The organism is Mobilicoccus sp., from assembly GCF_032060985.1.
GTDB lineage: Bacteria > Actinomycetota > Actinomycetes > Actinomycetales > Dermatophilaceae > Mobilicoccus.
In genome coordinates this window covers 1-25,321 of the sequence record NZ_DAMBGD010000024.1, presented here as the reverse complement: position 1 = coordinate 25,321, position 25,321 = coordinate 1, and the positions used below count along the sequence as shown (strand labels likewise).

The 25,321-nt window shown below is 71.1% G+C and carries 19 protein-coding genes; 8 read left to right on the top strand and 11 right to left on the bottom strand.

Annotation, left to right across the window (positions count from 1 at the left end; all coding sequences use genetic code 11):
* Nucleotides 1-89 precede the first annotated feature (89 nt).
* Entirely contained in the window at nucleotides 90-1,451 is a 1,362-nt protein-coding gene (locus RT054_RS15595) for a M18 family aminopeptidase (RefSeq protein WP_313025410.1), read from the bottom strand.
* Between the two features lie 368 nt (nucleotides 1,452-1,819).
* Between RT054_RS15595 and RT054_RS15590 the strand changes: the two genes are divergently transcribed.
* Nucleotides 1,820-2,740, top strand: a complete 921-nt coding sequence (locus RT054_RS15590) for a WcbI family polysaccharide biosynthesis putative acetyltransferase (RefSeq protein WP_313025407.1) — start codon at nucleotides 1,820-1,822, stop codon at nucleotides 2,738-2,740.
* 271 nt (nucleotides 2,741-3,011) lie between these two features.
* Here the strand turns inward: RT054_RS15590 and RT054_RS15585 are convergent, their stop codons facing one another.
* From RT054_RS15585 to RT054_RS15570, 4 genes are all read right to left on the bottom strand, one after another.
* Nucleotides 3,012-3,971 carry a hypothetical protein gene (locus tag RT054_RS15585; RefSeq protein WP_313025405.1) on the bottom strand — a complete coding sequence of 320 codons (960 nt, stop codon included), beginning with the start codon at nucleotides 3,969-3,971 and terminating at the stop codon, nucleotides 3,012-3,014.
* A gap of 250 nt (nucleotides 3,972-4,221) precedes the next feature.
* Nucleotides 4,222-5,490 (bottom strand): N-acetylglucosamine-6-phosphate deacetylase, encoded by a 1,269-nt coding sequence (gene nagA / locus RT054_RS15580; protein ID WP_313025403.1) that lies wholly within the window; start codon nucleotides 5,488-5,490, stop codon nucleotides 4,222-4,224.
* Nucleotides 5,490-6,275 (bottom strand): glucosamine-6-phosphate deaminase, encoded by a 786-nt coding sequence (gene nagB, locus RT054_RS15575; protein WP_312719215.1) that lies wholly within the window; start codon nucleotides 6,273-6,275, stop codon nucleotides 5,490-5,492. The genes nagA and nagB overlap by 1 nt, the downstream gene beginning before the upstream one ends.
* 115 nt (nucleotides 6,276-6,390) lie before the next feature.
* Nucleotides 6,391-8,430: a glucose PTS transporter subunit IIA gene (locus tag RT054_RS15570; RefSeq protein WP_313025400.1), complete on the bottom strand. Its 2,040-nt coding sequence runs from the start codon at nucleotides 8,428-8,430 to the stop codon at nucleotides 6,391-6,393.
* Nucleotides 8,431-8,756: 326 nt separating this feature from the next.
* Here RT054_RS15570 and RT054_RS15565 point away from each other — a divergent pair, with 326 nt between their 5' ends.
* From RT054_RS15565 to RT054_RS15555, 3 genes are all read left to right on the top strand, one after another.
* Nucleotides 8,757-9,467, top strand: a complete 711-nt coding sequence (locus RT054_RS15565; RefSeq protein WP_313025397.1) for a GntR family transcriptional regulator — start codon at nucleotides 8,757-8,759, stop codon at nucleotides 9,465-9,467.
* 71 nt (nucleotides 9,468-9,538) lie between these two features.
* Nucleotides 9,539-10,957, top strand: a complete 1,419-nt coding sequence (locus RT054_RS15560) for a sensor histidine kinase (RefSeq protein WP_313025394.1) — start codon at nucleotides 9,539-9,541, stop codon at nucleotides 10,955-10,957.
* Nucleotides 10,954-11,631 (top strand): response regulator transcription factor, encoded by a 678-nt coding sequence (locus tag RT054_RS15555; protein WP_313025391.1) that lies wholly within the window; start codon nucleotides 10,954-10,956, stop codon nucleotides 11,629-11,631. The genes RT054_RS15560 and RT054_RS15555 overlap by 4 nt, the downstream gene beginning before the upstream one ends.
* Before the next feature lie 100 nt (nucleotides 11,632-11,731).
* Here the strand turns inward: RT054_RS15555 and narI are convergent, their stop codons facing one another.
* The 5 genes from narI to RT054_RS15530 form a co-directional block, all read right to left on the bottom strand.
* A complete protein-coding gene (gene narI, locus RT054_RS15550; RefSeq protein WP_312719223.1) occupies nucleotides 11,732-12,496 on the bottom strand; it encodes a respiratory nitrate reductase subunit gamma in 765 nt (254 codons plus the stop codon).
* A gap of 1 nt (nucleotide 12,497) precedes the next feature.
* Nucleotides 12,498-13,376 carry a nitrate reductase molybdenum cofactor assembly chaperone gene (gene narJ / locus RT054_RS15545; RefSeq protein ID WP_312719224.1) on the bottom strand — a complete coding sequence of 293 codons (879 nt, stop codon included), beginning with the start codon at nucleotides 13,374-13,376 and terminating at the stop codon, nucleotides 12,498-12,500.
* Complete coding sequence (gene narH, locus RT054_RS15540) at nucleotides 13,373-14,974, bottom strand: nitrate reductase subunit beta (protein ID WP_312719226.1); 1,602 nt, start codon at nucleotides 14,972-14,974, stop codon at nucleotides 13,373-13,375. The genes narJ and narH overlap by 4 nt, the downstream gene beginning before the upstream one ends.
* Before the next feature lie 115 nt (nucleotides 14,975-15,089).
* On the bottom strand, nucleotides 15,090-18,785 hold the full coding sequence (locus RT054_RS15535; RefSeq protein WP_313025475.1) for a nitrate reductase subunit alpha: 3,696 nt from the start codon (nucleotides 18,783-18,785) through the stop codon (nucleotides 15,090-15,092).
* 311 nt (nucleotides 18,786-19,096) lie between these two features.
* Nucleotides 19,097-19,846 (bottom strand): MarR family transcriptional regulator, encoded by a 750-nt coding sequence (locus tag RT054_RS15530; RefSeq protein ID WP_313025386.1) that lies wholly within the window; start codon nucleotides 19,844-19,846, stop codon nucleotides 19,097-19,099.
* 183 nt (nucleotides 19,847-20,029) lie between these two features.
* Here RT054_RS15530 and RT054_RS15525 point away from each other — a divergent pair, with 183 nt between their 5' ends.
* Nucleotides 20,030-21,415, top strand: coding sequence for a nitrate/nitrite transporter (locus RT054_RS15525; RefSeq protein ID WP_312719230.1), 1,386 nt, complete (start codon nucleotides 20,030-20,032; stop codon nucleotides 21,413-21,415).
* Nucleotides 21,412-22,827 (top strand): MFS transporter, encoded by a 1,416-nt coding sequence (locus RT054_RS15520; protein ID WP_313025382.1) that lies wholly within the window; start codon nucleotides 21,412-21,414, stop codon nucleotides 22,825-22,827. The genes RT054_RS15525 and RT054_RS15520 overlap by 4 nt, the downstream gene beginning before the upstream one ends.
* A gap of 388 nt (nucleotides 22,828-23,215) precedes the next feature.
* On the opposite strand, the gene RT054_RS15515 is transcribed toward RT054_RS15520, so the two are convergent.
* Complete coding sequence (locus tag RT054_RS15515) at nucleotides 23,216-23,521, bottom strand: DUF2249 domain-containing protein (RefSeq protein ID WP_312719233.1); 306 nt, start codon at nucleotides 23,519-23,521, stop codon at nucleotides 23,216-23,218.
* 207 nt (nucleotides 23,522-23,728) lie between these two features.
* Here RT054_RS15515 and RT054_RS15510 point away from each other — a divergent pair, with 207 nt between their 5' ends.
* Nucleotides 23,729-24,322, top strand: a complete 594-nt coding sequence (locus RT054_RS15510) for a CBS domain-containing protein (protein ID WP_313025379.1) — start codon at nucleotides 23,729-23,731, stop codon at nucleotides 24,320-24,322.
* Nucleotides 24,319-25,233 carry a thioredoxin domain-containing protein gene (locus RT054_RS15505; RefSeq protein ID WP_313025376.1) on the top strand — a complete coding sequence of 305 codons (915 nt, stop codon included), beginning with the start codon at nucleotides 24,319-24,321 and terminating at the stop codon, nucleotides 25,231-25,233. The genes RT054_RS15510 and RT054_RS15505 overlap by 4 nt, the downstream gene beginning before the upstream one ends.
* Nucleotides 25,234-25,321: the final 88 nt, after the last annotated feature.

Sequence of the window (25,321 nt, the reverse complement as noted above, 5' to 3'; positions counted from 1 at the left end):
GACCCAGCTCCCCCCGGGGGCGACGACGTCATCCGGTCCGGTCCCAGGTGGGCTGGGCTGGGCTCGGGGGCAGGGCCGGAGGGCGAGGGTCAGTGGGGATCGAGGCAGGCGGTGAGGGCCGCGACGTACATCCCGGGGTCCGTCGCGCCGGTGAGCTCGCGGGCGGAGTGCATCGACAGCATCGGGGCCCCGACGTCGACGGTGGTCGCGCCGGTGAGGGCGGCGGACATCGGGCCGATCGTCGACCCGCACGGCATGTCGCCCCGGCTGCGGAACACCTGCATCGGGACACCGGCCTGTTCGCAGGCGAGCGCGAACGCCGCCGATCCCGGTGCGTCGGAGGCGTACCGGCCGCGGGTGTTGACCTTGAGCACGGGGCCGCCGCCGACCGTGATCCGGTGGTTGGGCTCGTGCAGCTCGGCGTAGTTGGGGTGCGTCGCGTGGGCCATGTCCGCGGAGACGACGAGAGTCCCCGCGAGCGCGCGCAGATGGTCCTCGCGGTCACCGCCGCGGGTGAGGACGACGCGCTCGAGGACCGCGGGCAGGAATGTCGAGTCGCCGCCGGAGGACGTCGTCGACCCGATCTCCTCGTGGTCGAACAGCACGAGCAGCGGGACGTGGCCGGCTCCTCCGGCGCTCTCGATGGCCGCCACGGCATCGACGAGCGCGACCGTGCCGGCGTAGGAGGTCCCGAGGTTGTCGAGCCGCGGCGCCGCGAGCAGGTCGCCCTCACGGCCGAGGGGCCCCGACGGGGTGAGGTCGTGGGTCATCACCTCGAAACCGAGGACGTCGCGATCGGCCACGTCGAGCAGCGCGGCGAGCCACGCGTGGAACGACGGCGCCTCCCCGCTCGCGCCCCAGATGGGGGTGAGGTGCCGTTGTGGGTCGAGGGCGAGGCCGGAGTTGACCTCCCGGTCGAGGTGGATCGCGAGCTGCGGCACCCGCAACACCGGCTCGTCGACGCGCACGAGACGCTCGGAGACCCCGAGGGGCGCGGTGGCGTCGCGCACGGCGACCCGCCCGGAGAGCCCGAGGTCGCGGTCGAGCCAGGAGTTGAGCAGCGGCCCGCCGTAGACCTCGACGACGAGTTCCTCCCACCCGAGCACGCCCTTGTCGGGGCGTGGGGAGATGCGGAGGTTGGGCGAGTCCGTGTGGCCGCCGACGACGCGGAACGGCGTGGAGGCAGGCGCGTCCGCCTCGAGGTGCGCGGTGGACCACGCAGCGACCGACCCGCCGCGGCGCACGACGTACCGGCCGGGCTCGCGGGGCCAGGCGTCGGTCTCGAGGACCTCGATGAACCCCGCCTGAACCAGGCGCCGCGTCACCTCGGCGGCCGCGTGATACGGAGAGGGAGCGGCGTCGATCAACTCGCACAGTCCACGGGCGTGGGCGTCGAGGGACCCGCGGACGGGGTGGGGGCGGTGGCCGGGCAGAGGGGTGTCGACGGGCATGACCTCACCATACGAGCGGCACCGATCCCCCGAGAGGCGGTCCGGGAGTTCGCCGGGAGGGCGCCGGGCGTGATGCCCCACGCCACCACGGCGCACAGGCGTCCCGCGGTGCCGGCGAGACGCCCCCTTCGCCACCGACACCCCCGCCGCACCGAGACGCCCCCGGCTGCGCTTTCGCCGCACCGGCGAAACGCCCCCACACCGCAGCCACACCCACGGGCGCCACCGACGGCCGGCCGCCACGTCGCGGCACGCGGCGCCGTCGAGCGCGTCGGGGTGGGTGCGCGAACTCCCGCGTGGGTGACCACGCCTCGACCCTCGGGGACATGCGGTGCATACGCTTTCGCCCACCGGGGTAATTTCGCCCCATGAACGCTCCGGTCGACGTGGACTCGCAGCCAGGTCGCGCTGCGCCCTCCGCGCACCGTGACGTGAGGCCGCTGTGGGTCATCCACGGCGGTCCGCAGGCCGACCCGTTGCGGCGCCTGCTCGTCTCGGACGCGGATGCCCCCTACGTGGCGGTCAGTGCGACGTCCGCGGACGATCTGACCGCGGCCGACCTCCCGACGTTCGCTCGTCTGCTCAACCACGCGGACGCGTTCATCTGTGAACGGCTGCCACGGGGATACCGAGGACTGCCCATCGGATTCGATGACCTGCTCAAGCACCTGCGGCCCGGGATCCCGATCGTCACGTTCCCGCGGGTCGGGTACGCCGGGTTGCATCCGTTCCAGGTCGGTCGTGACCCCGCGGCCGGACTGCCCGCCCCCCCGCTCGTGCCCTACCACGACCTGCGTTCGGTGGCGGCGGCGGAGAAGACGGTCCCACCTGAACAGGCCCGGCACACGTTCCCCTCCGCTCAGGTGATCCGTGAGTTCGCGGCGTGGCAGCTCCTCCGCATCCGCCGGGAGGAGTCGCACACCGACTGCGCCATCGCCGGGTCGGTGCGCGGGGCCGGCCTCGAGGCGGTGCACACGGTCGACCGCCCCGGCAACACACTGCTGCTCAGGCTCGCCCGCGACATCCTCGCGGCGCTCGGCGTCGACGACACCGTCGTCGACCCCACCACGCTGCTGTACGGCCAGTACCGCTCCCCCGTCGACCCCCGCATCGCCGAGGCCCTCGGCACGCCGGAGCCGGACACCGACACCTGGCGCGTCAACGGCAAGGAACTCACGCTCGATGAGATCCGCGACGCCCAGATCGCCTGGTACCGGGGACATCCCGAGGTCGCCAAGGCCGTCGTCGCCGCCGAGGCCCCTCGCATGGACCTCCTCGGTCTCCTCTGACGCCGTCGATTCCCCCGCCCCTCGTCGTGGGCCCCTGGTCGTGGGCCCCTCGTGGACGTCCCTCGTCGAGGCTCGTGACGGCTCCACCGAGGCGGTCGGTACCGGCGGGGACGTCGCGCCCACCGACGGCGTCGTCACCGTCGAGGGCCGGCGAACGCACGCCGGGTACCCTCCGACGCGCTCTTCGACACGACGAGACCCCGGCTCGACGTATCGAGCCGGGGTCTGGATCGTGCGCGAACGGGCGGTGGGCGACCGACCCGTCTCGGCCTCACTCGTAGAGCACGTAGTCGGGGGTCGGGGTGAGCGCGAGCACCTGCTCGGGGGTCATCAGCTTCCAGCCCTTCTGAGCCGTGTCCTCCTGGTAGAAGAGCTTGAACCCGGGGTGGACGAACGCCGGCTTGACACCCATGAGCACCTTCCAGGTGCCCTCCTTGAGCTGCTGGTCGCCGATGCCGTCGACACTGAGCACGAACGCGAGGTTCTTGCGGTCCTCGAGCGCGTCATGGTTGCGCACCCAGTTCACCCGGATCATGTGGTACAGCATGATCTTCTCCGGCAGGCCGTTGTCCTCGATGAGCTGATCGAGGTAGGCGCTCACGGAGTTGAGCTCCTTGGCGTCGGTGCTGCCGAACGTCCGCATGGGCTCCTGGTCGGGCCCCATGCGCCATTCCGGGTCGAGGGCGACGCCGACGTCCGGCTCCTTGAGGAACTTCTCGTACTTCTTGACCTCGGTGAGGAAGTCGGAGCGGCCGGGCTGGATCGCGAGCAGCAGCACGCCGTCGACCTTGCGGATCGCGTCGAGGTGCTCCTGGATCTTCTCGTCGCTGCTCACCGTGCGGCACTTGGGCGCAAGACGACACGGTTGCACCGTCGTCGCGATGACCTCGAGGACGGGCATGATCTTCTTGCCGTCCGTGGCGTACGGCTTCGACCGCTCGAGGATCTCCTGCATGCGGTCGTCGATGTTGCCGACGCCCGCGCGCCCGAGGCCCGGACCCGTGCCCTTGACACCGGAGTAGCCGACGAGCCGGTAGGTGGGGAAGAACTCCCGACCACCTCCCGGGAGCTCCTTGGGGGTCGGCGTGGGCGTGGGGGACGGCTCGGTCATCTGAGCCTGACCGCCCTGCGGCGTGCCCCCCGACACCGACGGCTCGGGCGGGATGCCTCCGCAGGCGCCCAGTGCCAGGGCGGTCGTCAGGGACAGGAGGGCGAGTCGACTGCGACGCACGGGGCACCTTTCACGTGTCTGACAGGGCGCCTCGGATGCTCCGAGGCCCGGTTCATCGTACGGGCGAACACGCACCGCGCGCGTGGGCTTCTCGCCCGGCCCCACCACGGCGAGGACTCATCGAGACCCCATCGATACCGCGCCGACACCTCGCGGCACCCGCCACGGCCGTCCGACGCCCCGGCCGGCGTGGCTCCCACCGTCTCCTCGACGTCCCGTCCTCGCCCCGGCCGTGGAGTCGTCGCCCCGTTCACGGGGCCCCGACCCAGCACCCGGCGACCATCACGCGGACCACGTGGGCGTCGGCGTCGAGGACGACGAGATCGGCCGGCGACCCCACGGCGAGGCTGCCACCGTCGGCGCCGACGGTCGCGGCCGGAACGGTCGCCGACTGCCGCACGGCCTGCAGCAACGCCACGTCGCCGGCACTTCCCCCGTGGGCGAGGGCGAAGCGGAAGAGCCGGTCCATCGTCGCGGTGCTCCCCGCGATCGTCGGAGTGCCCGAGACCCGGGCGGTGCCGTCGACGACGTCGACGTCGAGGGAGCCGAGCAGATAACGGCCGTCGGGCATCCCGGCCGCCGACATCGCGTCGGTGACGACGGCGACCCGGTCACCGCCGGCCTCTCGGCAGACGGTGGCGTAGACCGCCGGGTGGAGGTGGACACCGTCGGCGATCGTCTCGACGGTGACGCGGGGGTCCTCGAGCAGGGCGACGACCGGACCGGGAGCACGGTGCTCGATCGGCCGCATCGCGTTGAACAGATGCGTGGCCACGGTCGCGCCGGCGTCGATCGCGGCGCGGGTCTCCTCGTACGTCGCGTCGGTGTGACCGACCGCGACGACGACACCGGCCTCGGCGAGGCGTCGCGTCGCCTCGAGGCCGCCCGGCAGCTCGGGCGCGAGCGTGACCATCCGGATCGTGCCCTCGCCCACGTCGAGGAGACGGTCGATCTCGGCGGGGTCCGGTGCGCGCAAGGTCGCGAGGTCATGGGCGCCGAGCCGGGTCGGCGCCATCCACGGCCCCTCGAGGTGGATGCCGATGATCTCCCCCGCGCGCACGTGGTCGACGAGCCCGACGACCTGCCGGAGGAGTTCGTCCGGATGCGCCGAGACGAGCGAGGCCATCGTCCGCGTCGTGCCGTGGCGTCGGTGCAGGCCCGTCGCGACCGCCACCGCCTCCGGGGTGGCCTCGGTGTAGGCCGCCCCGCCGCCGCCGTGGGAGTGCATGTCGACGAACCCCGGGACGATCGTCACCGCGCCGAGATCGAGAACCTGGACGCCCGCGTCATGGCCCTCCGGCGCCGAGGCGGGCCTCGTGGCGGACTGGCCTGCCGGGCTCGCAGACCCCGCAGCGGCGGCCGGGGCGGGTCCCGAGCCGACCGCCGTGACGCGCGGCCCGTCGATCTCGACCCACCCGGGCCGGAGGACCTCGGTGCCGGTGACGACGGCCTCGGCCGTGAGCACGAGACGTACGCCACCATGAGCGGGACGGGTCGGAGCGGAGGTGCCGAGGTCCATCAGATCCCCTGCCAGTCGGGTTTGCTCGCCCACGTCTCGCGGTAGTACGGCGCGAGCTGCAGACGCCCGGCGGCGGCGGGGTCGAGCAGGACGGTGACGTGGGGGTGGTGTTGGAGGATCGTCGCGGGCCACATGGCGCTGACCGGCCCCTCGACGAGGTGGTGCACGGCCTCGGCCTTGCCGCGTCCGGTCGCGAGGAGGACGAGATGGCGGGCGGCCATGATCGTCGCGAGGCCCTGGGTGAGGCAGTGGGTGGGCACGGCGTCGACGTCGTCGTCGAAGAACCGCGCGTTGTCGCTGCGGGTCTGACGGGTGAGGGTCTTGATCCGCGTGCGGGAGGCGAGGGAGGAACCGGGCTCGTTGAACGCGATGTGTCCGTCGGAGCCGATCCCGAGGATCTGGAGGTCGACTCCCCCGGCGGCCAGGATCGCGTCCTCGTAGGCGGCGCACGCGGCGGGGATGTCCTCCGCCGTGCCGTCGGGGCTGTGGAGGGCGTCGGCCCGCAGGTCGACGCGACTCGTGAACTCGCGTTCGATGACGGTGCGGTACCGCTCGGGATGGTCCTCCGGCAGGCCGACGTATTCGTCGAGCGTGAAGGCCCGGGCCCGCGCGAAGCTCACCTTCCCGGCCTCATGGCGGCGCACGAGTTCCTCGTACACCGGCAGCGGCGAGGATCCCGTCGCGAGCCCGAGGACCGCGTCGGGGCGGCGTTCCAGCAACGCGACGACGGCGTCGGCCGCCACCCGGCCGAGCGCGGCGGGGTCGTCGAGGATGACGGTCTCCATGGCTCTCCTGACTCCTCCTCGGTTCTCCCGACTCTCCTGCGTCCGCGACGCGCCACGGGGTGGCGCCTCCACCGGGGCATTCCCGACGTGCGGGACGTCCCGGCGGAGGCGGGGGTCAACGGCGACGCACCGTGAACAACTCGTCGAGGCGCTCGACGGTGCGGTCGGCTTCGCCCTCGACGTCCTCGGCCGCGGCGTCGAGGACGACGACCGGTACGACGGTCGCCCGACCGGCGGCGCGAACGGCGGGCACGTCGTACGTCGTCACGAGATCACCGGCGCGCACCGTCGCACCCACGTCGACGTGCCGCGTGAATCCCTCGCCCTCCAGGCTGACGGTGTCGATGCCGAGGTGGACGAGGACGCCCGTGCCTTCCTCGGTCTGGACGGCGAACGCGTGGGGCCACGACTGCACGATCGTGCCGCTCACGGGCGCGACGACGTCGACGCTCTCCTCGACGGGCTCGATCGCGAGGCCGTGACCGACGATGCTCTGCGCGAAGGTCGTGTCCGGCACCTGCGACAGGGGGACGACGCGACCGTCGACGGGAGCGAGCACGGTGACCGCGCCGGGATGCGCGGCCTCCCGGTGCGCGGCGACGGCCGTGGGGGTCGGGGCGATGGCCGTCGACGGGGTCCCGGCGAGCGCGGCGCGCATGTCGGTCTTGAGCGCGTCCGCCTGCGGGCCGAAGACGGCCTGGACGTTGTCGCCGACCTCGACGACCCCGGCGGCGCCGAGCCCTCGCAACCGGTCCTTGGACACGAGCGCCCGATCCGCGACCTCGATCCGCAGCCGGGTGATGCAGGCGTCGACGTGGCGGATGTTCTCCCGCCCACCGAACGCCTCGATGAGCGCCCCGGCCAGGCCCGCGCCGCTCGCCGAGGAGGCCGACGGGTCCTCGACGGCGCCGGTGTTCGCCGTGACGACGTCGACGTCGCCGCGACCCGGCGTCCGCATGTTCCACGTGACGATCGCGAACCGGAACACGAGGTAGTACACGACGAAGAACACGAGGCCCATGACGAGGAGCAGCGGGATGTTGCTCGCGGCGGGCGCCCGCCCGTAGAGCAGGAGGTCGATGAGGCCGGCGGAGAACGAGAACCCCAGGTGGATGTCCAGCGCGTAGGCGATAGCGAGCGACAGGCCCGTGAGGAGCGCGTGCAGCACGTACAGCGGGAAGGCGACGAACATGAAGGAGAACTCGAGGGGTTCGGTGATGCCCGTGAGGAACGCCGTGAGGCCCGCGGCGCCGAGGATGCCCGCGGCGGCCTTCCTCTGCTCGGGGCGGGCGACGTGCATCATCGCGAGGGCGGCCCCGGGCAGACCGAACATGAGGATCGGGTAGAAGCCCGCGGTGAGGTGGCCACCGGTCGGGTCGCCGGCGGCGAAGCGGGCGAGCTCGCCGGAGACGACGCCGTCGGCCGTCGGGTAGGTGCCGTACACGAACCAGACGTAGACGTTGATGATGTGGTGCAGGCCGAACGGGATGAGCATCCGGTTGGCGAACCCGTAGACGAACGCCCCGATCACTCCCGATCCCGCGATGAACGCCCCGACGGCGGTGAGGCCGGTCTCGAAGATCGGGTAGAACCAGCTCATCGCGAACCCGACGACGAGCGCGGCGAACGACACGACGATCGGCACGAACCGGCGGCCGCCGAAGAATCCGAGGTAGGTGGGCAGCTCGATGTCGTGGTAGCGGTCGAACAGCTTGGCGGTGATGAGACCGACGATGATGCCGCCGAGGACGCTGTAGTTGATCACCGCCTGCTCACCGGCCTGGTCGACCTCCCCGGCGAGGATGATCGGCGACATCGCCGTGAACACCGCGTCGAGCACGAGGTACCCGGCGACGGCCGACAGCGCGGTCGACCCGTCGGCCTTGCGCGCGAACCCGATCGCCACGCCGACCGCGAACAGCAGCGGCAGGTTGGTGAAGATCGCCTGCCCGCCCGCGGTCATCGCGTCGAAGAACGGCCCGATGACCGGGGTGTCGATCGCGCCCAGGAGGTCGTCCTGACCGAGCCGCAGGAGGATGCCGGCCGCCGGGAGCAACGCGATGGGCAGCATGAGGCTCGTGCCGAGCCGCTGGAGGCCGGCGAAACCTCGGCGCCGGCGGGCGGGTTCTGTCGTCGTCACGGGTGTCGTGGCCACGTCGACCTCCTTGTCAGTAGGTGCCTGCTACACCGAGTGTGATCGCGCCCACATGAAATCGGTCGCATCGATGCCTCCGGCGTGGCAAGGGAGGCCGTGAAGGCCCTCCGTCATGCGATTATTGGTCTAGACCAATGAGCGGTCAATGACCCACACACATCGCGGACGTTGGTCCCGACGCCAGGACACAGCCGCCGCCCGTCGCCACTCCACGCCCGTGGGACACTCACGAGCCGGCCGCCGACGGCACCCACAGCACCCGCGGCCCGCGCGACACGCGGTCGGCGTCGACACGGCACCAGACGAGGGGAGGAGGGCGGCGCCAGATGCGAGTCCCCAAGTACTACAGGGTCAAGGAGGACCTGCTGGCCCTCATCGACGGCGCACCTCCTGGGATGGCGATCCCCACCGAACGAGACCTCGCCGAACGGTTCTCGACGTCCCGCACGACGGTGCGTCAGGCCATCGCCGAGCTGGTCGCCGAGGGGCGACTGGAGCGCACGCAGGGGCGAGGCACCTTCGTCGGGCGCCCCAAACTCCTGCAGATCCGCCCTCTCACGTCCTTCAGCCAGGACCTCGAGGCCGAGGGACGACGCCCCGGGAGCATCGTCCTGTCGGTGACGCAGATCCCCGCCGACGCCGACCTCGCCTCCCATCTCGACGTCGCCCCGGGAGCGATCCTGCATCGGGTGGACCGGCTCCGCACCGTGGCGGGCGAGCCGATCGCGCACGAGATCGCCCACGTGCCAGGACCGCTCACTGATCTCGAGGGGGAGCTGGCCCGGCGTGGGTCGCTGTACGCGACCCTGGCGGAGGCGTACGGACGTCGCCTCGCGCAGGTCGAGGACATCATCGAGACGGCCCTCGCCGACCCCGTCGAGGCCGACCTGCTCGGCGTGGAGGTGGGGTTGCCGATGCTGCTCATCCACCGCACCGCGTGGGACGAGACCGGCCGGCCGATCGAACGGACGCGGTCGGTGTTCCGCGGCGACCGGTTCCGATTCATCGCCCGCCACGACGTCGCTCCACGCCCGTGACCGATGACGAGCCCCCGACGATCCCCTCACACCGGAGGCTGACGTTCACACCGGAGGCGAGGGGCTCCGGCGTGAGCGTTCCCCTCCGGTTCGAGGGGGTTCTCGCAGGTGACAATGAAGGCGTGACGGGTGAGCGCGACGGGGTGCCGACGCTGGAGGCGAGCGCGTCCCGGTACCTGGAGTACGGCCAGCACCTGCTGTTCGCGCTGCTCCTCGTGCTCGGCGCGGCACGGACCGTGCACCTCGACGATCCCTCGGGCGGGCGAGGACCGAGCGCCCTCGTCGGCGCCGCGCTCACGGCGGTCTGGTACGTCGTCGGAGCCGTGATGAGCCGCGCCGGTCAGGAGCGGGTGCGGCGGCGCCGCGAGACCGACGACGAGGACTCCGTCCCCGAGACCGCCCGAAGCGCCCGCGGCGGCCTCGCGTGGTTCGTCGTCCTCATCCTGTGCTGGGTGGGACTCCTGCGACTGTCGCCCGACTTCTCGTGGGTGGCGTTCGCGCTGTTCCTCCTCGCGATCCACCTGCTGCCGACGCCGGCCGCGTTGGCCGCCATCACAGGGATCACCGGCGTCGTCATCGTGTCGCAGATGGCCGCAGGGGTCTCCGGCCCGGGGCGGGTCATCGGCCCGATCGTCGGGGCCGTCGTCGCGGCCGGGGCCGGGCTCATCTACCGGCGCATCCTCGCCGAGAGCGAGCAGCGCCGCCGCCTCGTCGCCGAACTCGTCGCGGCCCAGGACGATCTCGTCGCCGTCCACGACGAACTCGCCGCCACACAACGGGAGGCCGGAATCCTCACCGAGCGGCACCGCCTCGCCCGCGACATCCACGACACCCTCGCCCAGGGGCTGTCCTCGATCGTGTTGCTCTCTCGGGCCGGGCTCGCGGGCGGAGCCGACGCCCGCGTCGACGTCCTCCGGCAGATCGAGGTGACGGCCGCCGACAACCTCGAGGAGGCGCGCCGAGTCGTCCACGCGCTCACCCCCGCCTCGCTCGACGAGGCGCCGCTGCCGACCGCACTCGGGCGGCTCCTGGACCGGATGCGTGAGCAGACCGGCAGCACGACCGGCATCGACGTCGACGGCGACATGACCTCGCTCGGCACCTCCGGGGAGGTCGCTCTCCTGCGGGTCGCGCAGAGTGCCCTGTCGAACGTGCGGCTGCACGCCGGGGCGAACCGAGTCGCGGTGTCGCTCACGAACACCGGGGACGCCGTCATGCTCGACGTCGTCGACGACGGCCGCGGGTTCGACCCCGCCCGGCTCGACGCCGCACCGCTCGGCGGTACCGGTTTCGGGCTCCGGGCGATGCGCGAGCGCCTCGCCACCCTCGGCGGCACCCTCGTCGTCGACTCCGCCCCCGGCGAGGGCACCACCCTCACCGCGACGCTCCCGCTGCCGGGGCCCACGGCCGCACCTGACAGGCGCCCTCACGAGGGAGCTCCCGTGACGTCGGGGCCCGATCCCACGACCACCCACGGGAGTTCGCGATGACCCACCCCTCCGACCCAGCCAGCCCCGCCGGCCCCACCATCCCCGCGGACTCACCGCCGATCGCGGTGCTCATCGTCGACGACCACCCCGTCGTCCGAGCCGGGCTGCGTGCGCTGCTCTCGACGTCGGGCCGCCTCGCCGTGGTGGGTGAGGCGGAGAACGGCGAGCGCGCCCTGGAGCTGTTGCGGTCGCTGTCTGTCGACGTCGTCCTCATGGACCTGCAGATGGGCGCGGGCATGGACGGCGTCACCGCGACCCGGCGGATCCGCGCCGCGGGTGGGCCGCCTGTCCTCATCCTCACGACGTACGACACCGACCGCGACATCGTCCGCGCCGTCGAGGCCGGTGCTGCGGGCTACCTGCTCAAGGACGCCCCGCCCGCGGACCTCATCGACGCGGTCGTCACCGCCTCCCGCGGCGAGACCGCACTCGCCCCCCGGGTGGCGGGGCGGCTCATGACGAGGATGCAGTCTCCCCACGCGCAGCTCACCGACCGCGAGCTCGCCGTCGTCGAGGCCGTCGCCCGCGGCCTGTCCAACCGGGCCGCGGCCAAGGAGCTCTTCATCAGCGAGGCGACGGTGAAGACCCACCTCGTCCACGTCTTCGAGAAGCTCGGCGTCGACTCACGCACCGCCGCCGTCGCCGCCGCGCGCGACGCCGGCCTCATCCGCTGAGACACCCCGAGACCCCACCGGCAACGATGCAGATGAGGATGTGGCCTCGCGGCTGCCTGGGCAACCACGAGGCCACATCCTCATCTGCGATCCTGCTCCGTCAGCGGCGGGAGGCGGGGTGCGAGCCGCCCGCGCGGGACTCGGGAAGGCTGCTGCGCTCCCAGCCGCGACGGGAGTCACGAGCGCCGAGGCGCGTGCCGGGCCGGGAACGGTAGACGACGTAGGGCCGCCACAGGTATCCGAGCGGGGCGCTGAAGACGTGGACCAGGCGGGTGAAGGGCCACAGCGCGAACAGGAGGAACGCGAGGAGGGCGTGCAGCTGGAAGGTGAGCGGCGCGGCCGACATGAGCCCGGGGTCGGGCCGGAAGGCGAACAGCTGGCGGAACCAGATCGAGACGCCCTCGCGGTAGTCGTAGTGCGACACGATGTTGCCGACGACGGTGTTCGCGAGCCCCAGGAGGATCACGGCCGCGAGCAGCAGGTACATGATCTTGTCGTTCGCCGTCGTCGCCTTGAACACCGCGGGGGTGAAGCGACGCCGGGCGAGCAGGATGAGCATCCCGACGACGGTGCACACGCCGGCGACGGCGCCGACCGACACGGCCATGACGTGGTAGGCCTCCTGGCTCACGCCCACGGCCTCCGTCCACGTCTTCGGGATGACGAGGCCGAGCACGTGACCCGCGATGACGAACAACAGGCCGAAGTGGAACAGCGGGCTGCCGATGCGCAGCAGGCGGCTCTCGTACATCTGCGAACTACGGGTCGTCCACCCGAACTTGTCGTACTTGTACCGCCACCAGTGCCCGACGACGAAGACGGCCATGGCCAGGTACGGCACGGCCACCCACAACAGCACACCCATGTCAGCTCCTCATTCCGGTCATGTGTCCACCCGAGACGTACGCCTCCATGCCGACCTGCTCGTCGGGCGGGCCGGAGGCGATGAGGGTGCGGACGGCGTCGAGATCCCGGCCGACGAGGGTCGGCAGGGTGGCGCACACGGCCTCGACGCCGTGGCGGTACACCGAGTCGCGGTCGGTGAGCGAGAGGCGCAGCAACTCCAGTCCCGGCCGGTGGTCGAGCAGGAGGGTGCGACCCACCGCGGGCACGGCGGCGGAGAACTCGAGCACGACGCAGAGGTGGTCGGGCAGCTCGTCCTCGCGCAGCGTCGCCCCGCAGCGCTGGTAGGTCTGCTTGAGGTCGAGCAGCGCCATGCCGCGGCGGCGGGTGTCCCCGTACGCGTAGTACGTGAGGTGCAGGCAGCAGCGGCGGCGCATGTCGAAGGTCTCGACGTACTGCTGCTGCACCTCCGCGAGCGGGGTCGCGGTGAGGTGGTCCGCCAGGGCGAGGAGGTGGGCGGCGGCGGCCCCCGTGACCTCGTGCGCGACGGCGTCCCGGATGACCGGCACCTGCGCGAGGAGCTCCTCGTCGGGGTAGTCGAGCAGGAGCGCGGCGGCCTGGTGCACGATCCGATCGGACTCGGCCACCCGCACCCCGTGCGAGCGTTCGAGGACCGTCGCGCTCGGGGGCAGCGCCGGGCCGCCGTCGCCGGTCGACGGGATCCACGGCGTGCCGAGCCCCTCGTCCTCGTGCGTCGGCCGGGGGAACGGCGAGGGCCTCATGCCGAGACCGAGACCGGCGTGCACCCCACCCCCGTCGGCAAGGGGGGTGTCAGCGGCGTTGTCGGCGTCGTCCGCGCCGAGACTCGGGCGGCGACGCAACAGCGGCAGGGAGATCTTCACTGCGTCAACCCCGGCTCCCGGTCGGCGGGGTGACCCATCTCGTCGGAGGACATGCGGGTCGCGATCTCCCGGCGCGTCTGGATGGCGACGGGCACCGGCCCACCACGGCCGGAGTCCGCACCGAAGGGGGAGTCGCCGCCGCCGTACTCGGCGACCGAACAGTCGGTCGCGAGTTCCTCGAGACGGTGGGCGTCCTCGACGTGGGCACTGGGGATGACGTACCGCTCGTCGTACTTGGCGATCGCGAGCAGGCGGTACATGTCGTACATCGCCTCCTCGCTCATGCCGACCGACGCGGGGATCTCCGCCCGGGGGTCGCGACCGAGGTTGATGTCGCGCATGTAGGACCGCATCGCGGCGAGCTTCTTGAGGACCCGTTCGACGATCTCGACGTCGCCGGCCGTGAAGAGCTCGGCGAGGTAGGCGGTCGGGATCCGCAGGGTGTCGATGGCGGTGAACAGCACGTCGGTCGACTCGACGTCGACGGAGGCGTCGGCCGCGCGGGCGACCTCGTCGACGATGGGCGACAGCGGCGGGATGTACCAGACCATCGGCATCGTGCGGTACTCCGGGTGCAGCGGCAGCGCGACCTCGTAGTCGTGGATGAGCCGCCAGACCGGGGAGCGCTGAGCGCCCTCGATCCAGTCGTCGGCGATGCCGGCGCGGCGGGCCGCCTCGATGACCGCCGGGTCGTGGGGGTCGAGGAAGCACTCGCGTTGGGCCTGGTAGAGACGCGTCTCGTCGGGTTCCGTCGCCGCCTCGAGCACCTTGTCGGCGTCGTAGAGCACGAGTCCGATGTAGCGAAGCCGCCCGACACACGTCTCCGAGCACACGGTCGGGATGCCGACCTCGATGCGCGGGAAGCAGAACGTGCACTTCTCGGCCTTGCCCGTGCGGTGGTTGAAGTAGACCTTCTTGTAGGGACAGCCGGTGATGCACTGACGCCAGCCGCGACATGCGTCCTGATTGACGAGGACGATGCCGTCCTCCTCGCGCTTGTAGATCGCCCCGCTCGGGCAGCTCGCCGCGCAGCTGGGGTTGAGGCAGTGTTCGCAGATCCGAGGGACGTAGAACATGTACGTCTTCTCGAACTCCATCTTCACGTCGTTCTGCACCCGGTTGAGGACGACGTCACGCTGGAGGAGTTCGGTGTTGCCGCCGAGGTTGTCGTCCCAGTTGGCCGACCACTCGATGTTCATCGGCTTGCCGGTGATGAGCGAGTACGGCCGCGCGACGGGGGTGTGCTCCTGAAGCGGCGCCTTGACGAGGGTGTCGTAGTCGTAGGTCCACGGCTCGTAGTAGTCCTCGAGGCTCGGCAGCACCGGGTTGGCGAAGATCTGGAGCAGCTTCTTGAGCCGGCCACCCGCGCGCAGCTTGAGCCGGCCGCTCTTCGTGAGCACCCAGCCGCCCTGCCAGCGTTCCTGGTCCTCGTACGTGCGCGGGTAGCCGAGGCCGGGGCGGGTCTCGACGTTGTTCCACCAGATGTACTCGGTGCCGGAACGGTTGGTCCACGCCTGCTTGCACGTGACCGAGCAGGTGTGGCAGCCGATGCACTTGTCGAGGTTCATCACCATCGCCATCTGTGCCATCACGCGCATGGGAGAACCTCCGTGGGGTAGGAGCGGCCCACCGCGATGACGTCATCGATAGAGGGGGAAAACCGCAGGTCGAAGGGGTGGCCGGGGCCAGCGGTCCTGGCGGTGGTGGCGGCCATCAGTACTGCACCTCCTGGGAACGGCGGCGGATGACGGTGACCTCGTCGCGCTGGTTGCCGGTGGGGCCGTAGTAGTTGAACGCCCAGGAGATCTGCGCGTACCCGCCGGCGACGTGGCTCGGCTTGAAGAGGATCCGCGTGGCGGAGTTGTGGATGCCACCGCGTTTACCGCTCGCCTCGGCGAGGGGGACGTCGACGGTGCGGTCCTGGGCGTGGTGCATGTACACCGTGCCCTCGGGCATGCGGGAGGAGACGATCGCACGGGAGACGAGCACGCCGTTGCGGTTGACGGCCTCGATCCAGTCGTTGTCGGCGATGCCGAGCTTGGCCGCGTCCTTGTCGCTCATCCAGATGGCCTGGCCGCCGCGGGCGAGGCTGAGCATGAGGAGGTTGTCCTGGTACTCCGAATGGATGGACCACTTGTTGTGCGGGGTGAGGAACCGCACGGTGAGACCGAGTCCGTCCTCGCCGGGTTCGCCGAGTCGCGGCTCGCCGTAGAGGAGGTTCATGTTGAGCGGCGGGCGGTAGACCGGCAGCGATTCGCCGGTCTCCATGAGCCAGTCGTGGTCGATGTAGAACTGCATGCGCCCGGTGAGGGTGTGCCAGGGCTTGAGCCGCTCGACGTTGACGACGAACGCGGAGTATCGGCGCCCGCCGTGCTCGCTGCCGGACCATTCGGGTGAGGTGATGACGGGCTGCGGCGCGATCTGCGTGTCGCGGAACGTGATCCGCTTGCCCGCCTCGTCCTCGGAGAGGTCGGCGAGGCGCCGGCCGGTGCGCTTCTCGTACTGCGTCCAGCCCTCGGTGGCGATGCGGCCGTTGGTCGTCCCGGAGAACGCGAGGATCGCCTCGCACACGTCGACGTCACGGGCGAGGGAGGGGCGCCCGTCGGCGACCCCGCCCCGCACGGTGCCGTTGCGCCCCTTGAGGACCTCGACCTCCTCGGTGGGTTTGACGTTGATGCCCTTGACGGGCAGCCCGAGGGACTCGGCGAGGGGACCGATCGCGGCCCACTTCTCCGCGACGGCGGGGTAGTCGCGCTCGACCTCGATCATCTTGGGCATCGTGCGCCCGGGGACCGGATCGCACTCACCGTGACGCCAGTCCTTGACGACGCCGCGGGGCACCGCGAGCTCGTCGGGGGTGTCGTGCTGGAGCGGCGCGAGGATGAGGTCGGTGCGCGTGCCGAGGTGGGTGCGGGCGAGTTCGCTGAACTTCTCGACGAGGAGCTGGAACGTGGCGAAGTCGCTCTTGGCCTGCCACGGCGGCTGGATCGCCGGGTTGAAGCTGTGGACGAACGGGTGCATGTCGGTGCTGCTGAGGTCGTACTTCTCGTACCAGGTGGCGGCCGGGAAGACGAGGTCGGAGAACAGCGTCGTGCTCGTCATGCGGAAGTCGAGGCAGGTGAGCAGGTCGAGCTTGCCCTCGGGCAGCTCCTCGTTCCACTGGACCTCGCTGCCGCGTCGCCCCTCCGGTGCCGGGGTGGCGCGCAGGGAGTGGTCGGTGCCGAGGAGGATCTTGTTGAAGTACTCGTTGCCCTTACTGCTGCTGCCCATGAGGTTGGAGCGCCAGACGGTGAGCACCTTGGGGTGGTTGTCGGGGCCGTCGGGGTCCTCGGCGACGAACCGCATCCGACCCTCGGTGAGTTCCCGGACGACGTAGTCCTTGGGCGCCATGCCCTCGGCCTTGGCCGCGTCGCAGTGGTCGAGGATGTTGCCCGAGAGCGTCGGGTAACTCGGCATCCAGCCCATGCGCGCGGAGGCGGCGAGCAGGTCGGCGGGCGACTTGCCCTTCCACAGGCCCCTGCCGGTCGCGGCGGCGGTCGCGTCGGCGCCGAACGCGTCGTAGCGCCACTGGCCGGTGTGGAGGTAGAAGAACGCCGCGGAGATGTTCTGGCGGGCGGGGCGCTGCCAGTCGAGGGCGAACGCCATCTGGGCGAAGCCCATCTGCGGGCGCACCTTCTCCTGGCCGACGTAGTGCGCCCAGCCGCCACCGTTCTTCCCCTGACACCCCGTGAGGTTGGTGAGGGTGAGGAACGCGCGGTAGATCGTGTCGGAGTGGAAGTAGTGATTGGTGCCGGCGCCCATGAGGATCATGCAGCGACCGCCGGAGTCCCTCGCCGTGGAGGCGAACTCGCGGGCGATGCGGATGGTCTGCGCGGCGGGGACGCCGGCGACCGATTCCGCCCACTCGGGCGTGCCGACGCCCTCGGGGTCGTCGTAGCCCGTGGGCCACTGCCCGGGCAGAACGGGCCGGGAGACGCCGTACTGGGCGAGGAGGAGGTCGAAGACGGTGCAGACGAGGTGTCCGTCGACCTCGCGCGCCGGGACCCCGCGGGTCACGGTGCCGGGGGCGCCGTCGAGGGTGTCGAAGCGCGGCAGCGTGACCTCGACGCCGCGAGACTCGCCCGCCGCGGCCGTGAGCAGCGGCCGGATGTCGCCGAGGTCGAGGTGCCACTGCCCCTCGCCCTCCTCGCCGTACCGGTAGCCCATCGAGCCCGGCGGGACGACGGGCCGACCGGCCGGGTCGTCCGCGCCGTCGAGGAGGACGGTCTTGAAGTCGGCGTGCTCACTGGTGTCGCCGAGGTCGGAGGCGGTGAGGAACTTGCCCGCGACGAGGCTCTGTCGCCCGTCGATCTCGCGCTCCTCGAGGTGGACGAGGAACGGCAGGTCGGTGTACGTCGCGACGTACGAGGCGAACTCGGGCGTCGTGGTCTCGACGAAGAACTCCCGCAGGATGACGTGGCCCATCGCGATCGCGAGCGCCGCGTCCGTGCCGGGCTGCACCGAGAGCCATTCGTCGGCGAACTTGGCGTTGTCGGCGTAGTCGGGACTCACCGTGACGACCTTCGTGCCGCGGTAGCGCACCTCGGTCATGAAGTGGGCGTCGGGCGTGCGGGTGACGGGGACGTTCGAGCCCCACATCATGAGGTAGGCGGAGTTCCACCAGTCGCCGGACTCCGGCACGTCGGTCTGGTCGCCGAAGATCTGCGGGGAGGCGGGCGGCAGGTCGGCGTACCAGTCGTAGAAGCTGAGGACGGTGCCGCCGAGCAGCGAGTAGAACCGGGAGCCGGCGGCGTAGCTCGCCATCGACATCGCGGGGATCGGGGAGAACCCGGCGAGGCGGTCGGGGCCGTAGGCCTTGATCGTGTGGACGTGCGCGGCGGCCGCGATCTCGACGGCCTCCTCCCACGTCACCCGCACGAGACCACCCTTGCCGCGGGCCTGCTTGTAGCGGCGCGCCTTGGCCGGGTCCTCGACGATCGAGCGCCACGCCTCGACCGGGTCGCCGCCGTGCGCGGCCTTGGCCTCGCGGTACATCTCGAGGAGGACCCCGCGGGCGTAGGGGTAGCGCACCCGGGTGGGGCTGTAGGTGTACCAGGAGAACGCGGCGCCGCGCGGACAGCCGCGGGGTTCGTACTCGGGACTGTCGGGGCCGACGCTCGGGTAGTCGGTCTGCTGCGCCTCCCACGTGATGATGCCGTCCTTGACGTACACCTTCCAGCTGCACGAGCCCGTGCAGTTGACGCCGTGCGTGGAGCGGACGACCTTGTCGTGACTCCACCGGTCGCGGTAGAAGACGTCGGCGTCGCGCCCACCCTCGCGCGTGATCGTGCGGAGGTCCTGCGCGACGGTGGCCTTGGAGTGGAACCTCCGTCCCATCCGCAGCAGGGCATCGGTGGCCGAGGTGTCCATTCCCGCGGACGGGCGCGGGGCGGATGTGGTGCTCAACGGTGACTCCTTCGTCGGGGACGACCCGCCTCGATATTACAGGCAGGGACCGGCGAAATGGGCTACGACATGGAGCCGAGCACGGACCCGCCGCGGCGCACACTCCCAGCGAGGGGAGAAACCCTTCCCCTCACCCACCCCGAAACCCGAGATGGCAGATGGGATGGCGGCTCAGCTAGCGCCTGGGCAGTACTCCCCCTGCCATCCCATCTGCCGTCTCGGAATTGCGGCGGGCTCGGGACCAGGCGGCGGGGTGTGGGCTGGGCGGCTTCGCCTCAGGGTGTCGTGCTCTCACCGTCCGCGTCGGTGAACTCGACGAGGCAGGTGTCGGGGGTGACCCAGGGGCGGAGGTCCGCTTGGACGCGGCCCCGGGAGGTGCGGTCGATGACCCGGCGGGTCATGCCCCGGTGCATCTGACACACGAGGGGGTCGACGACACCGTCGCGCAGGAACGGGCAACTCCGCAGGCAGATGTCCTGCCGCGTGTCGCCGACCGACGCGCCGAACCCGAGCGCGGTGAAGAAGTACGCGATCTTGTCGAGGTGCTCCCCGAGGTCGAGATCGGCGTAGGCCTGGTCGGGGTGGGTGGCATGGTCGGGCAACGCGCCGCCGACCATCTGATCGGCCCACGCCTCGCCGATGGCGCCGGCGGTCTCGACCGGGTCCGGCACCGCGTCTCGGAGGGTGTCCGCGGTCGCCGTGACGAGGCCGACGAACATCCCCATCGGCCCTTCGATCCCCGTGGGCGCGGCGGCGACGTAGCCGAACGACGGCCGTCCGGGCCCCGTGATCGGCATCCGCTCCCGGCGGATCAGCCCGGAGGCGAGGAGCCCGTCGAGGGTCTCGCGGGCCGTGCTCGCCCGCACCCCGACGTCGGTCGCGATCGTGGCGACGGTCACCGGCTCCCCCGCCTCGCCGAGACGGGTCAGCATCGTGCGCTGTGCGGGGCTCAACCGGGCGACGCGACGGAGTGCGTCGGCGACGGGGAGCACGCTCGGGCCGTCCTCATGGGACTGGACGCTCATGGTCGACACGTCGGCCCTCCCTCTTCCAGCAGCTCACGACCCTGCCCTGCGCACGCCGCACTGAGAAACGGTACTCCCGTCGGGCGGACTCGCCCGTGCGATCTGAGGTACCACCGCTCATTTTTGCAGGAGAATATCGGGTATAACCAGTCGAGACCCTGAGCACGGACCGGGAAGGACCCCATGACGCACGGCCACGACGCCACCGACAACCCCAGCGCCGCACCCCCGACACAGGGTCGGCACCCCGGCGCCGCCCGGGTGCTGACGATGTCGACCATCTCCTTCACCGTGATGTTCGCGGTGTGGCTGATGTTCGGCATCCTCGGCATCCCGATCCAGAAGGAGCTCGGCCTCACCGACCCCGAGCTCGCGTGGATCTCCGCCGTCGCCGTCCTCAACGGGTCACTGTGGCGCCTGCCGGCCGGGATGCTCACCGACCGCATCGGCGGCCGCAAGGTGATGATCGCCTTCCTCCTGCTCACCGCGATCCCGGCCTACCTCGTCGCCCACGCGAACTCCTACGGGATGCTGCTGCTCCTCGCGTTCCTCGTCGGCTTCGCCGGCAACCTGTTCACGGTGGGCGTGGCCTGGAACGCAGCCTGGTTCCCGCGACAGCGGCAGGGCTTCGCCCTCGGCCTGTTCGGCGCGGGCAACGTCGGCGCCTCGGTGACCAAGTTCATCGGCCCCGCCCTCATCACCGGCACGGCCGGGGTGACCTACTTCGGGTTCATCGAGGGCGGGTGGCGGCTCGTCCCCGTCATCTACTCGGTGCTGCTCGTCGTCCTCGCGGTGGCGACGTTCCTCATCGTCCCCCGTCAGGACCGCATGTCGGGGGCGAGCAAGCCGCTCTCGGAGATGCTCGCCCCGCTCCGGCACGTGCGGGTGTGGCGCTTCAGCCTCTACTACGTCGCCGTATTCGGCGCCTACGTGGCCCTGTCGGCATGGATGCCGAAGTACTACGTCTCCAACTACGGCGTCTCACTGCAGACCGCGGCGCTGCTCACGGCGACCTTCATCTTTCCCGCCTCGTTGCTTCGGCCGGTCGGTGGCTGGATGTCCGACCGGTTCGGCGCCCGCAGGGTGATGTACCTGACGTTCGGGCTCATGCTGCTGAGCAGCGGCGTCCTCATGATGCCCAACGGGCACGTCGTCATCAGCCACGCCGACGGGAGCCAGACCCAGCACCTCGCCTATGCCATCGGCCTCGTGCCCGTCGTCCTGCTCGTGTTCGTGCTCGGCTGCGCGATGGGCATCGGCAAGGCCGCGGTGTACAAGCACATCCCGGAGTACTACCCCGACAACGTCGGCTCGGTCGGCGGCCTGGTCGGGATGCTCGGCGGCCTCGGCGGCTTCTTCCTGCCGCCGCTGTTCGCCTACACCAAGGAATGGTCGGGCTTTCCCACCTCCACCTTCTTCGTGATCTTCGTCCTCACGGCGATCTGCGCCACCTGGATGCACGTGACGATCCTGCAGATGCACGAGCGGCACGCGCCGGAGATCGCCCGCGACATCGACGACCACCTCACCACCACCCCCACCCTTCACGACAGCGAGGTCCGCTCATGAGCAGCACTCCGTCCGAGGCCTCCACCTCGGGCTCCCGCGCCGGCGGGGAATGGTTGCAGTCCTGGGATCCCGAGGACGAGGCGACCTGGGACTCCGGTCTGGCGTGGCGCACCCTCTGGGTCACCACGTTCTGCCTGACCCTGTGCTTCATCGCCTGGTTCCTCCCCAGCGCGATCATCCCCAAGCTCAACGCCCTCGGATACTCCTTCACCAAGAACCAGCTCTACTGGATGGCGGCGATGCCGGGCCTCGCCGCCGGTCTGCTGCGCATCGTGTGGATGGTCCTGCCGCCGATCATGGGCACCCGCAAGATGGTGTCCCTCACCACCCTGCTCCTCGTGTTCTCCACCCTCGGCTGGGGCGTACGGGTGCAGCACCCGAGCGCGCCCTACTGGGAGCTCATGGTCCTCGCGTTCCTCGCGGGCATCGGCGGCGGCGCCTTCTCCGGCTTCATGCCGAGCACGTCCTACTTCTTCCCCAAGCGCATGCAGGGAACGGCCCTCGGCATCCAGGCCGGGCTCGGCAACCTCGGCGTCTCCATCGTGCAGCTCCTCACGCCCTACCTCATCGCCATCGGCGCCCTTGCCGTGTTCGGGGGCAGCCAGCAGATGGCCGTGCCGGGCAAGGCACCCAAGGAGGTGTGGTTCCAGAACGCGGCGTTCGTGTGGATCCCGCTCATGGTCGTCGGCGCGATCCTCGCCTGGACGATGCTCAAGTCGGTCCCCATCAAGGCCAACGTGCGTCAGCAGTTCGACATCTTCGGCAACGTCGACACCTGGTACATGACGCTGCTCTACATCATGACGTTCGGCACGTTCTCGGGCCTGTCCGCGCAGTTCGGCCTGCTCATGTCGAACCTGTACGGCATCGGCAACCCGGAGATCGTCTCCGGCACCGGCGCCGCCACCCAGGTGCTCATCCCGGGGTACTCGGTGCCCGAGGTCGCCTCGTTCGTCTTCCTCGGCCCGCTCATCGGTGCGCTCGCCCGGTTCGGGTTCGCCCCGCTCACCGACCGCATGGGCGGCGCGATCTGGACCCTCGTCTCCGGCATCGGTCTCGTCGCGTCCATCGCGTTCACGATCCCGGCGCTCACGCCCGACACGACCTCCGCCGACACCCTCCACGCCGGGTTCATGCAGTTCCTGTGGGGCATGCTCGCGATCTTCCTGTTCTCGGGCATCGGCAACGCGAGCACGTTCAAGCAGATGCCGATGATCTTCGAGAAGCGCCAGGCCGGCGGCGTCATCGGCTGGACCGCGGCCATCGCGGCGTTCGGCCCGTTCTTCTTCGGTATCGGGGTCAGCACCCTGGGCCCCGTCGCGTTCTACGTCATCGGGATCGTCTTCGCGCTCATGTGCATCGGGATCACATGGATGCGGTACGCGCGGAAGGGAGCGCCGAAGCCGAGCTGATCGACGCGAACTCGACCGAGGAAGCGTCGAGAAGGCGTCGAGGATGACGAAACGGCCGGTGCCCGGACGAGGGAGGAACTCCCCACTCCGGGCACCGGCCGTTCGCCGTTCGAAAACCAGAACGGGGAAGCGACCGGGCGTGACCCCTGATTCCACGCCCGGACGACTTCCCCGTCGATTCGAGATGTCGAACCGTTTCGGTGCGGCCTGCCACCGCACGACAGACGTTACGGCGGCCACCCGGGGGCTCGTCATCCGACTTCCGGATGAAGCCGGGTCACCCTCAAGTCGCACGTCCGTCTCACCCGCCGGGGGGACCTCCAGCGCCGTGGGCGCAGTGGGGCGAGCTTCCCCGCCGCGAATGTCGTTCGGCGGCAGGGGATGCCACTCAGACGCGCGCGAACAGCACGCGGTACTCGTCCTCGGAGACGGGGTCGACGTCGGCGGAGTACTGCCCCGGCAGTCGCTCCTCGAGGAGATCGGCGATGCCGGAGGGGTCGGAGTTGACCACGACGCGCACGAGTCCCTGGGGCGGCAGCCCCATGAGCACGCCGAAGATGGCCGACTGACGGATCACCGGGTCGAGTTCACGGGCGTCGAGCTCGGGGACGTAGGGCCCGCCGCACGCGCCCCCGCACCCGCCGCACCCTCCGCCGCCGTTGCCGCCCTCACCGCTACCGCATCCGTCGCTCATGACCTGCCTCTTCTCGTCCTGCCACCGGCCGCACGGGTGCCGTCACCCGGGGGCTCGTGTGGGGGGTGGTGTGTGGAGGCCGCGGCGCCTCGCCACGACTCGCACGAGCAAGCGTAACGACGGCGACCTTGGTGACAGACTGGCCGGGGGGTGGCCCCGGGGCTCCGACCGCCGCGCCGCCCTCCCGACACCCGACAGGAGACACCGATGCTGGTCCGAGAGATCATGACCGCGCCCGCCGTCCGCATCCACGCGGAGGCCGCACTCGACGACGCCATCACCCTGCTGGCCAGCAAGCGCGTCACGCTGTTGCCCGTCGTCGACGACGACGACCACCTCATGGGCGTCCTCAGCGAGATCGACGTCCTGCGCCGGGCCGTCGAGCCGGACGCACGGGCGCGGGCGAGCCAGCTGCCCGACAGCCCTCCCCTGCCGCGGCACATCACCGAGATCATGACGACGGACCCGGTGACGACCTCGGAGGGCGCCGACGTCGCCGATCTCGTCGACGTCTTCGTCGACACCTCGATCAAGAGCATCCCCGTCGTGCGCGGCGAGCAACTCGTCGGCATCGTGAGCCGCAGCGACATCATCCGGGCCCTGTGGCGCAGCGACGAGGAACTGCGTGACGAGCTCCTCTCCGTGTTCGCCGACTACGGCCAGCAGTCGTGGTCGCTCGACGTCGAGCACGGCGTCGTCACGATCCGCGGCACCGGCTCCACCCGCGACCGTGACGTCGCCGTCGCGATCGCCCGGTCCGTCCTCGGTGTCCGCCGGGTCCGCACGGAGGAGCGGGGGTGAACGACCCGTTCCCCGGCTCCGACCCGCGGGGCGGACACGGCCCCCACGACCTCTCGGGTCGACCGCAGGACCGGGTGGAGAACGGCGCGCCCGGGGCGTCCTCGACCTCGGAGGAGGGGGTGCCGCAGGTCCGCACCGACGCGTCTCGGCAGCGACCCCGCCGTGGCCGCGCCCCGTTGATCGCGGGGGTCGTGGGCGCGGCGGTGCTCGTCGGGGCCCTGTCTCTCGGCACCCTGCAACGCGATCCGGCACCGGCCGCGGACTCGGCCGCCACGACCACCCCCACCGCCCCGGCGACTCCCGGCAGCACCACGGCGGACGGCAGCACCACGGCGCCCGGGGACACCGAGGCGCTCATCGCGTCGATGCAGCGACGGGAGAAGGACGACCCCCTCGCCATCGGGCGTGTCGACGCCCCCGTCGTGCTCATCGAGTTCTCCGACTGGCGGTGCCCCTTCTGCGCCCAATGGGCCAGGACCACCCGGCCGGAGCTGCAGAAGTACGTCGACGACGGCACCTTGCGCATGGAGTACCGCGACATGCCGATCTTCGGTGCGGAATCCGAACTCGCCGCGCGTGCCGGTCGCGCCGCCGCGCGGCAGGGACGATTCTGGCCGTTCTACGACGTCGTCTACGGAGCGGCACCCGAACGCGGCCATCTCGAGGTGTCCCCGGAGAAGCTCACCGCGTTCGCCCGCCGGGCCGGGGTCGCCGACCTGGAGAAGTTCGACGCCGACATGCGCTCGGTCGAGGTGGCGGCCGAGATCAGCCGGGACCTCGCCGACGCCCGTCGCCTGGGCGCCCCGAACAGCGTTCCGCTGTTCCTCATCGGCAACGAGGCCATCAGCGGCGCGCAACCCACCGAGGTGTTCGTCCAGGCCGTCGAGCGTCAGGCCGCGACGGCGCAGTGACCCCCACGCCCACGCCCACACCCACGCCCACGCCCACGCCCACGCCCACGCCCACGCCCACGCCCACGCCCACGCGACCATGACCGAC

Excerpts from the sequence above, each read along its gene's own strand:
- RT054_RS15565 (WP_313025397.1), top strand. The coding sequence starts at position 8,757 with ATGCGAGTCCCCAAGTACTACAGGGTCAAGGAGGACCTGCTGGCCCTC.
- RT054_RS15510 (WP_313025379.1), top strand. The coding sequence starts at position 23,729 with ATGCTGGTCCGAGAGATCATGACCGCGCCCGCCGTCCGCATCCACGCG.
- nagA (WP_313025403.1), bottom strand. The coding sequence starts at position 5,490 with ATGGACCTCGGCACCTCCGCTCCGACCCGTCCCGCTCATGGTGGCGTA.
- RT054_RS15515 (WP_312719233.1), bottom strand. The coding sequence starts at position 23,521 with ATGAGCGACGGATGCGGTAGCGGTGAGGGCGGCAACGGCGGCGGAGGG.
- narI (WP_312719223.1), bottom strand. The coding sequence starts at position 12,496 with ATGGGTGTGCTGTTGTGGGTGGCCGTGCCGTACCTGGCCATGGCCGTC.
- RT054_RS15530 (WP_313025386.1), bottom strand. The coding sequence starts at position 19,846 with ATGAGCGTCCAGTCCCATGAGGACGGCCCGAGCGTGCTCCCCGTCGCC.
- RT054_RS15590 (WP_313025407.1), top strand. The coding sequence starts at position 1,820 with ATGAACGCTCCGGTCGACGTGGACTCGCAGCCAGGTCGCGCTGCGCCC.
- RT054_RS15520 (WP_313025382.1), top strand. The coding sequence starts at position 21,412 with ATGAGCAGCACTCCGTCCGAGGCCTCCACCTCGGGCTCCCGCGCCGGC.
- narH (WP_312719226.1), bottom strand. The coding sequence starts at position 14,974 with ATGCGCGTGATGGCACAGATGGCGATGGTGATGAACCTCGACAAGTGC.
- nagB (WP_312719215.1), bottom strand. The coding sequence starts at position 6,275 with ATGGAGACCGTCATCCTCGACGACCCCGCCGCGCTCGGCCGGGTGGCG.
- RT054_RS15535 (WP_313025475.1), bottom strand. The coding sequence starts at position 18,785 with ATGGACACCTCGGCCACCGATGCCCTGCTGCGGATGGGACGGAGGTTC.
- RT054_RS15595 (WP_313025410.1), bottom strand. The coding sequence starts at position 1,451 with ATGCCCGTCGACACCCCTCTGCCCGGCCACCGCCCCCACCCCGTCCGC.
- RT054_RS15525 (WP_312719230.1), top strand. The coding sequence starts at position 20,030 with ATGACGCACGGCCACGACGCCACCGACAACCCCAGCGCCGCACCCCCG.
- RT054_RS15555 (WP_313025391.1), top strand. The coding sequence starts at position 10,954 with ATGACCCACCCCTCCGACCCAGCCAGCCCCGCCGGCCCCACCATCCCC.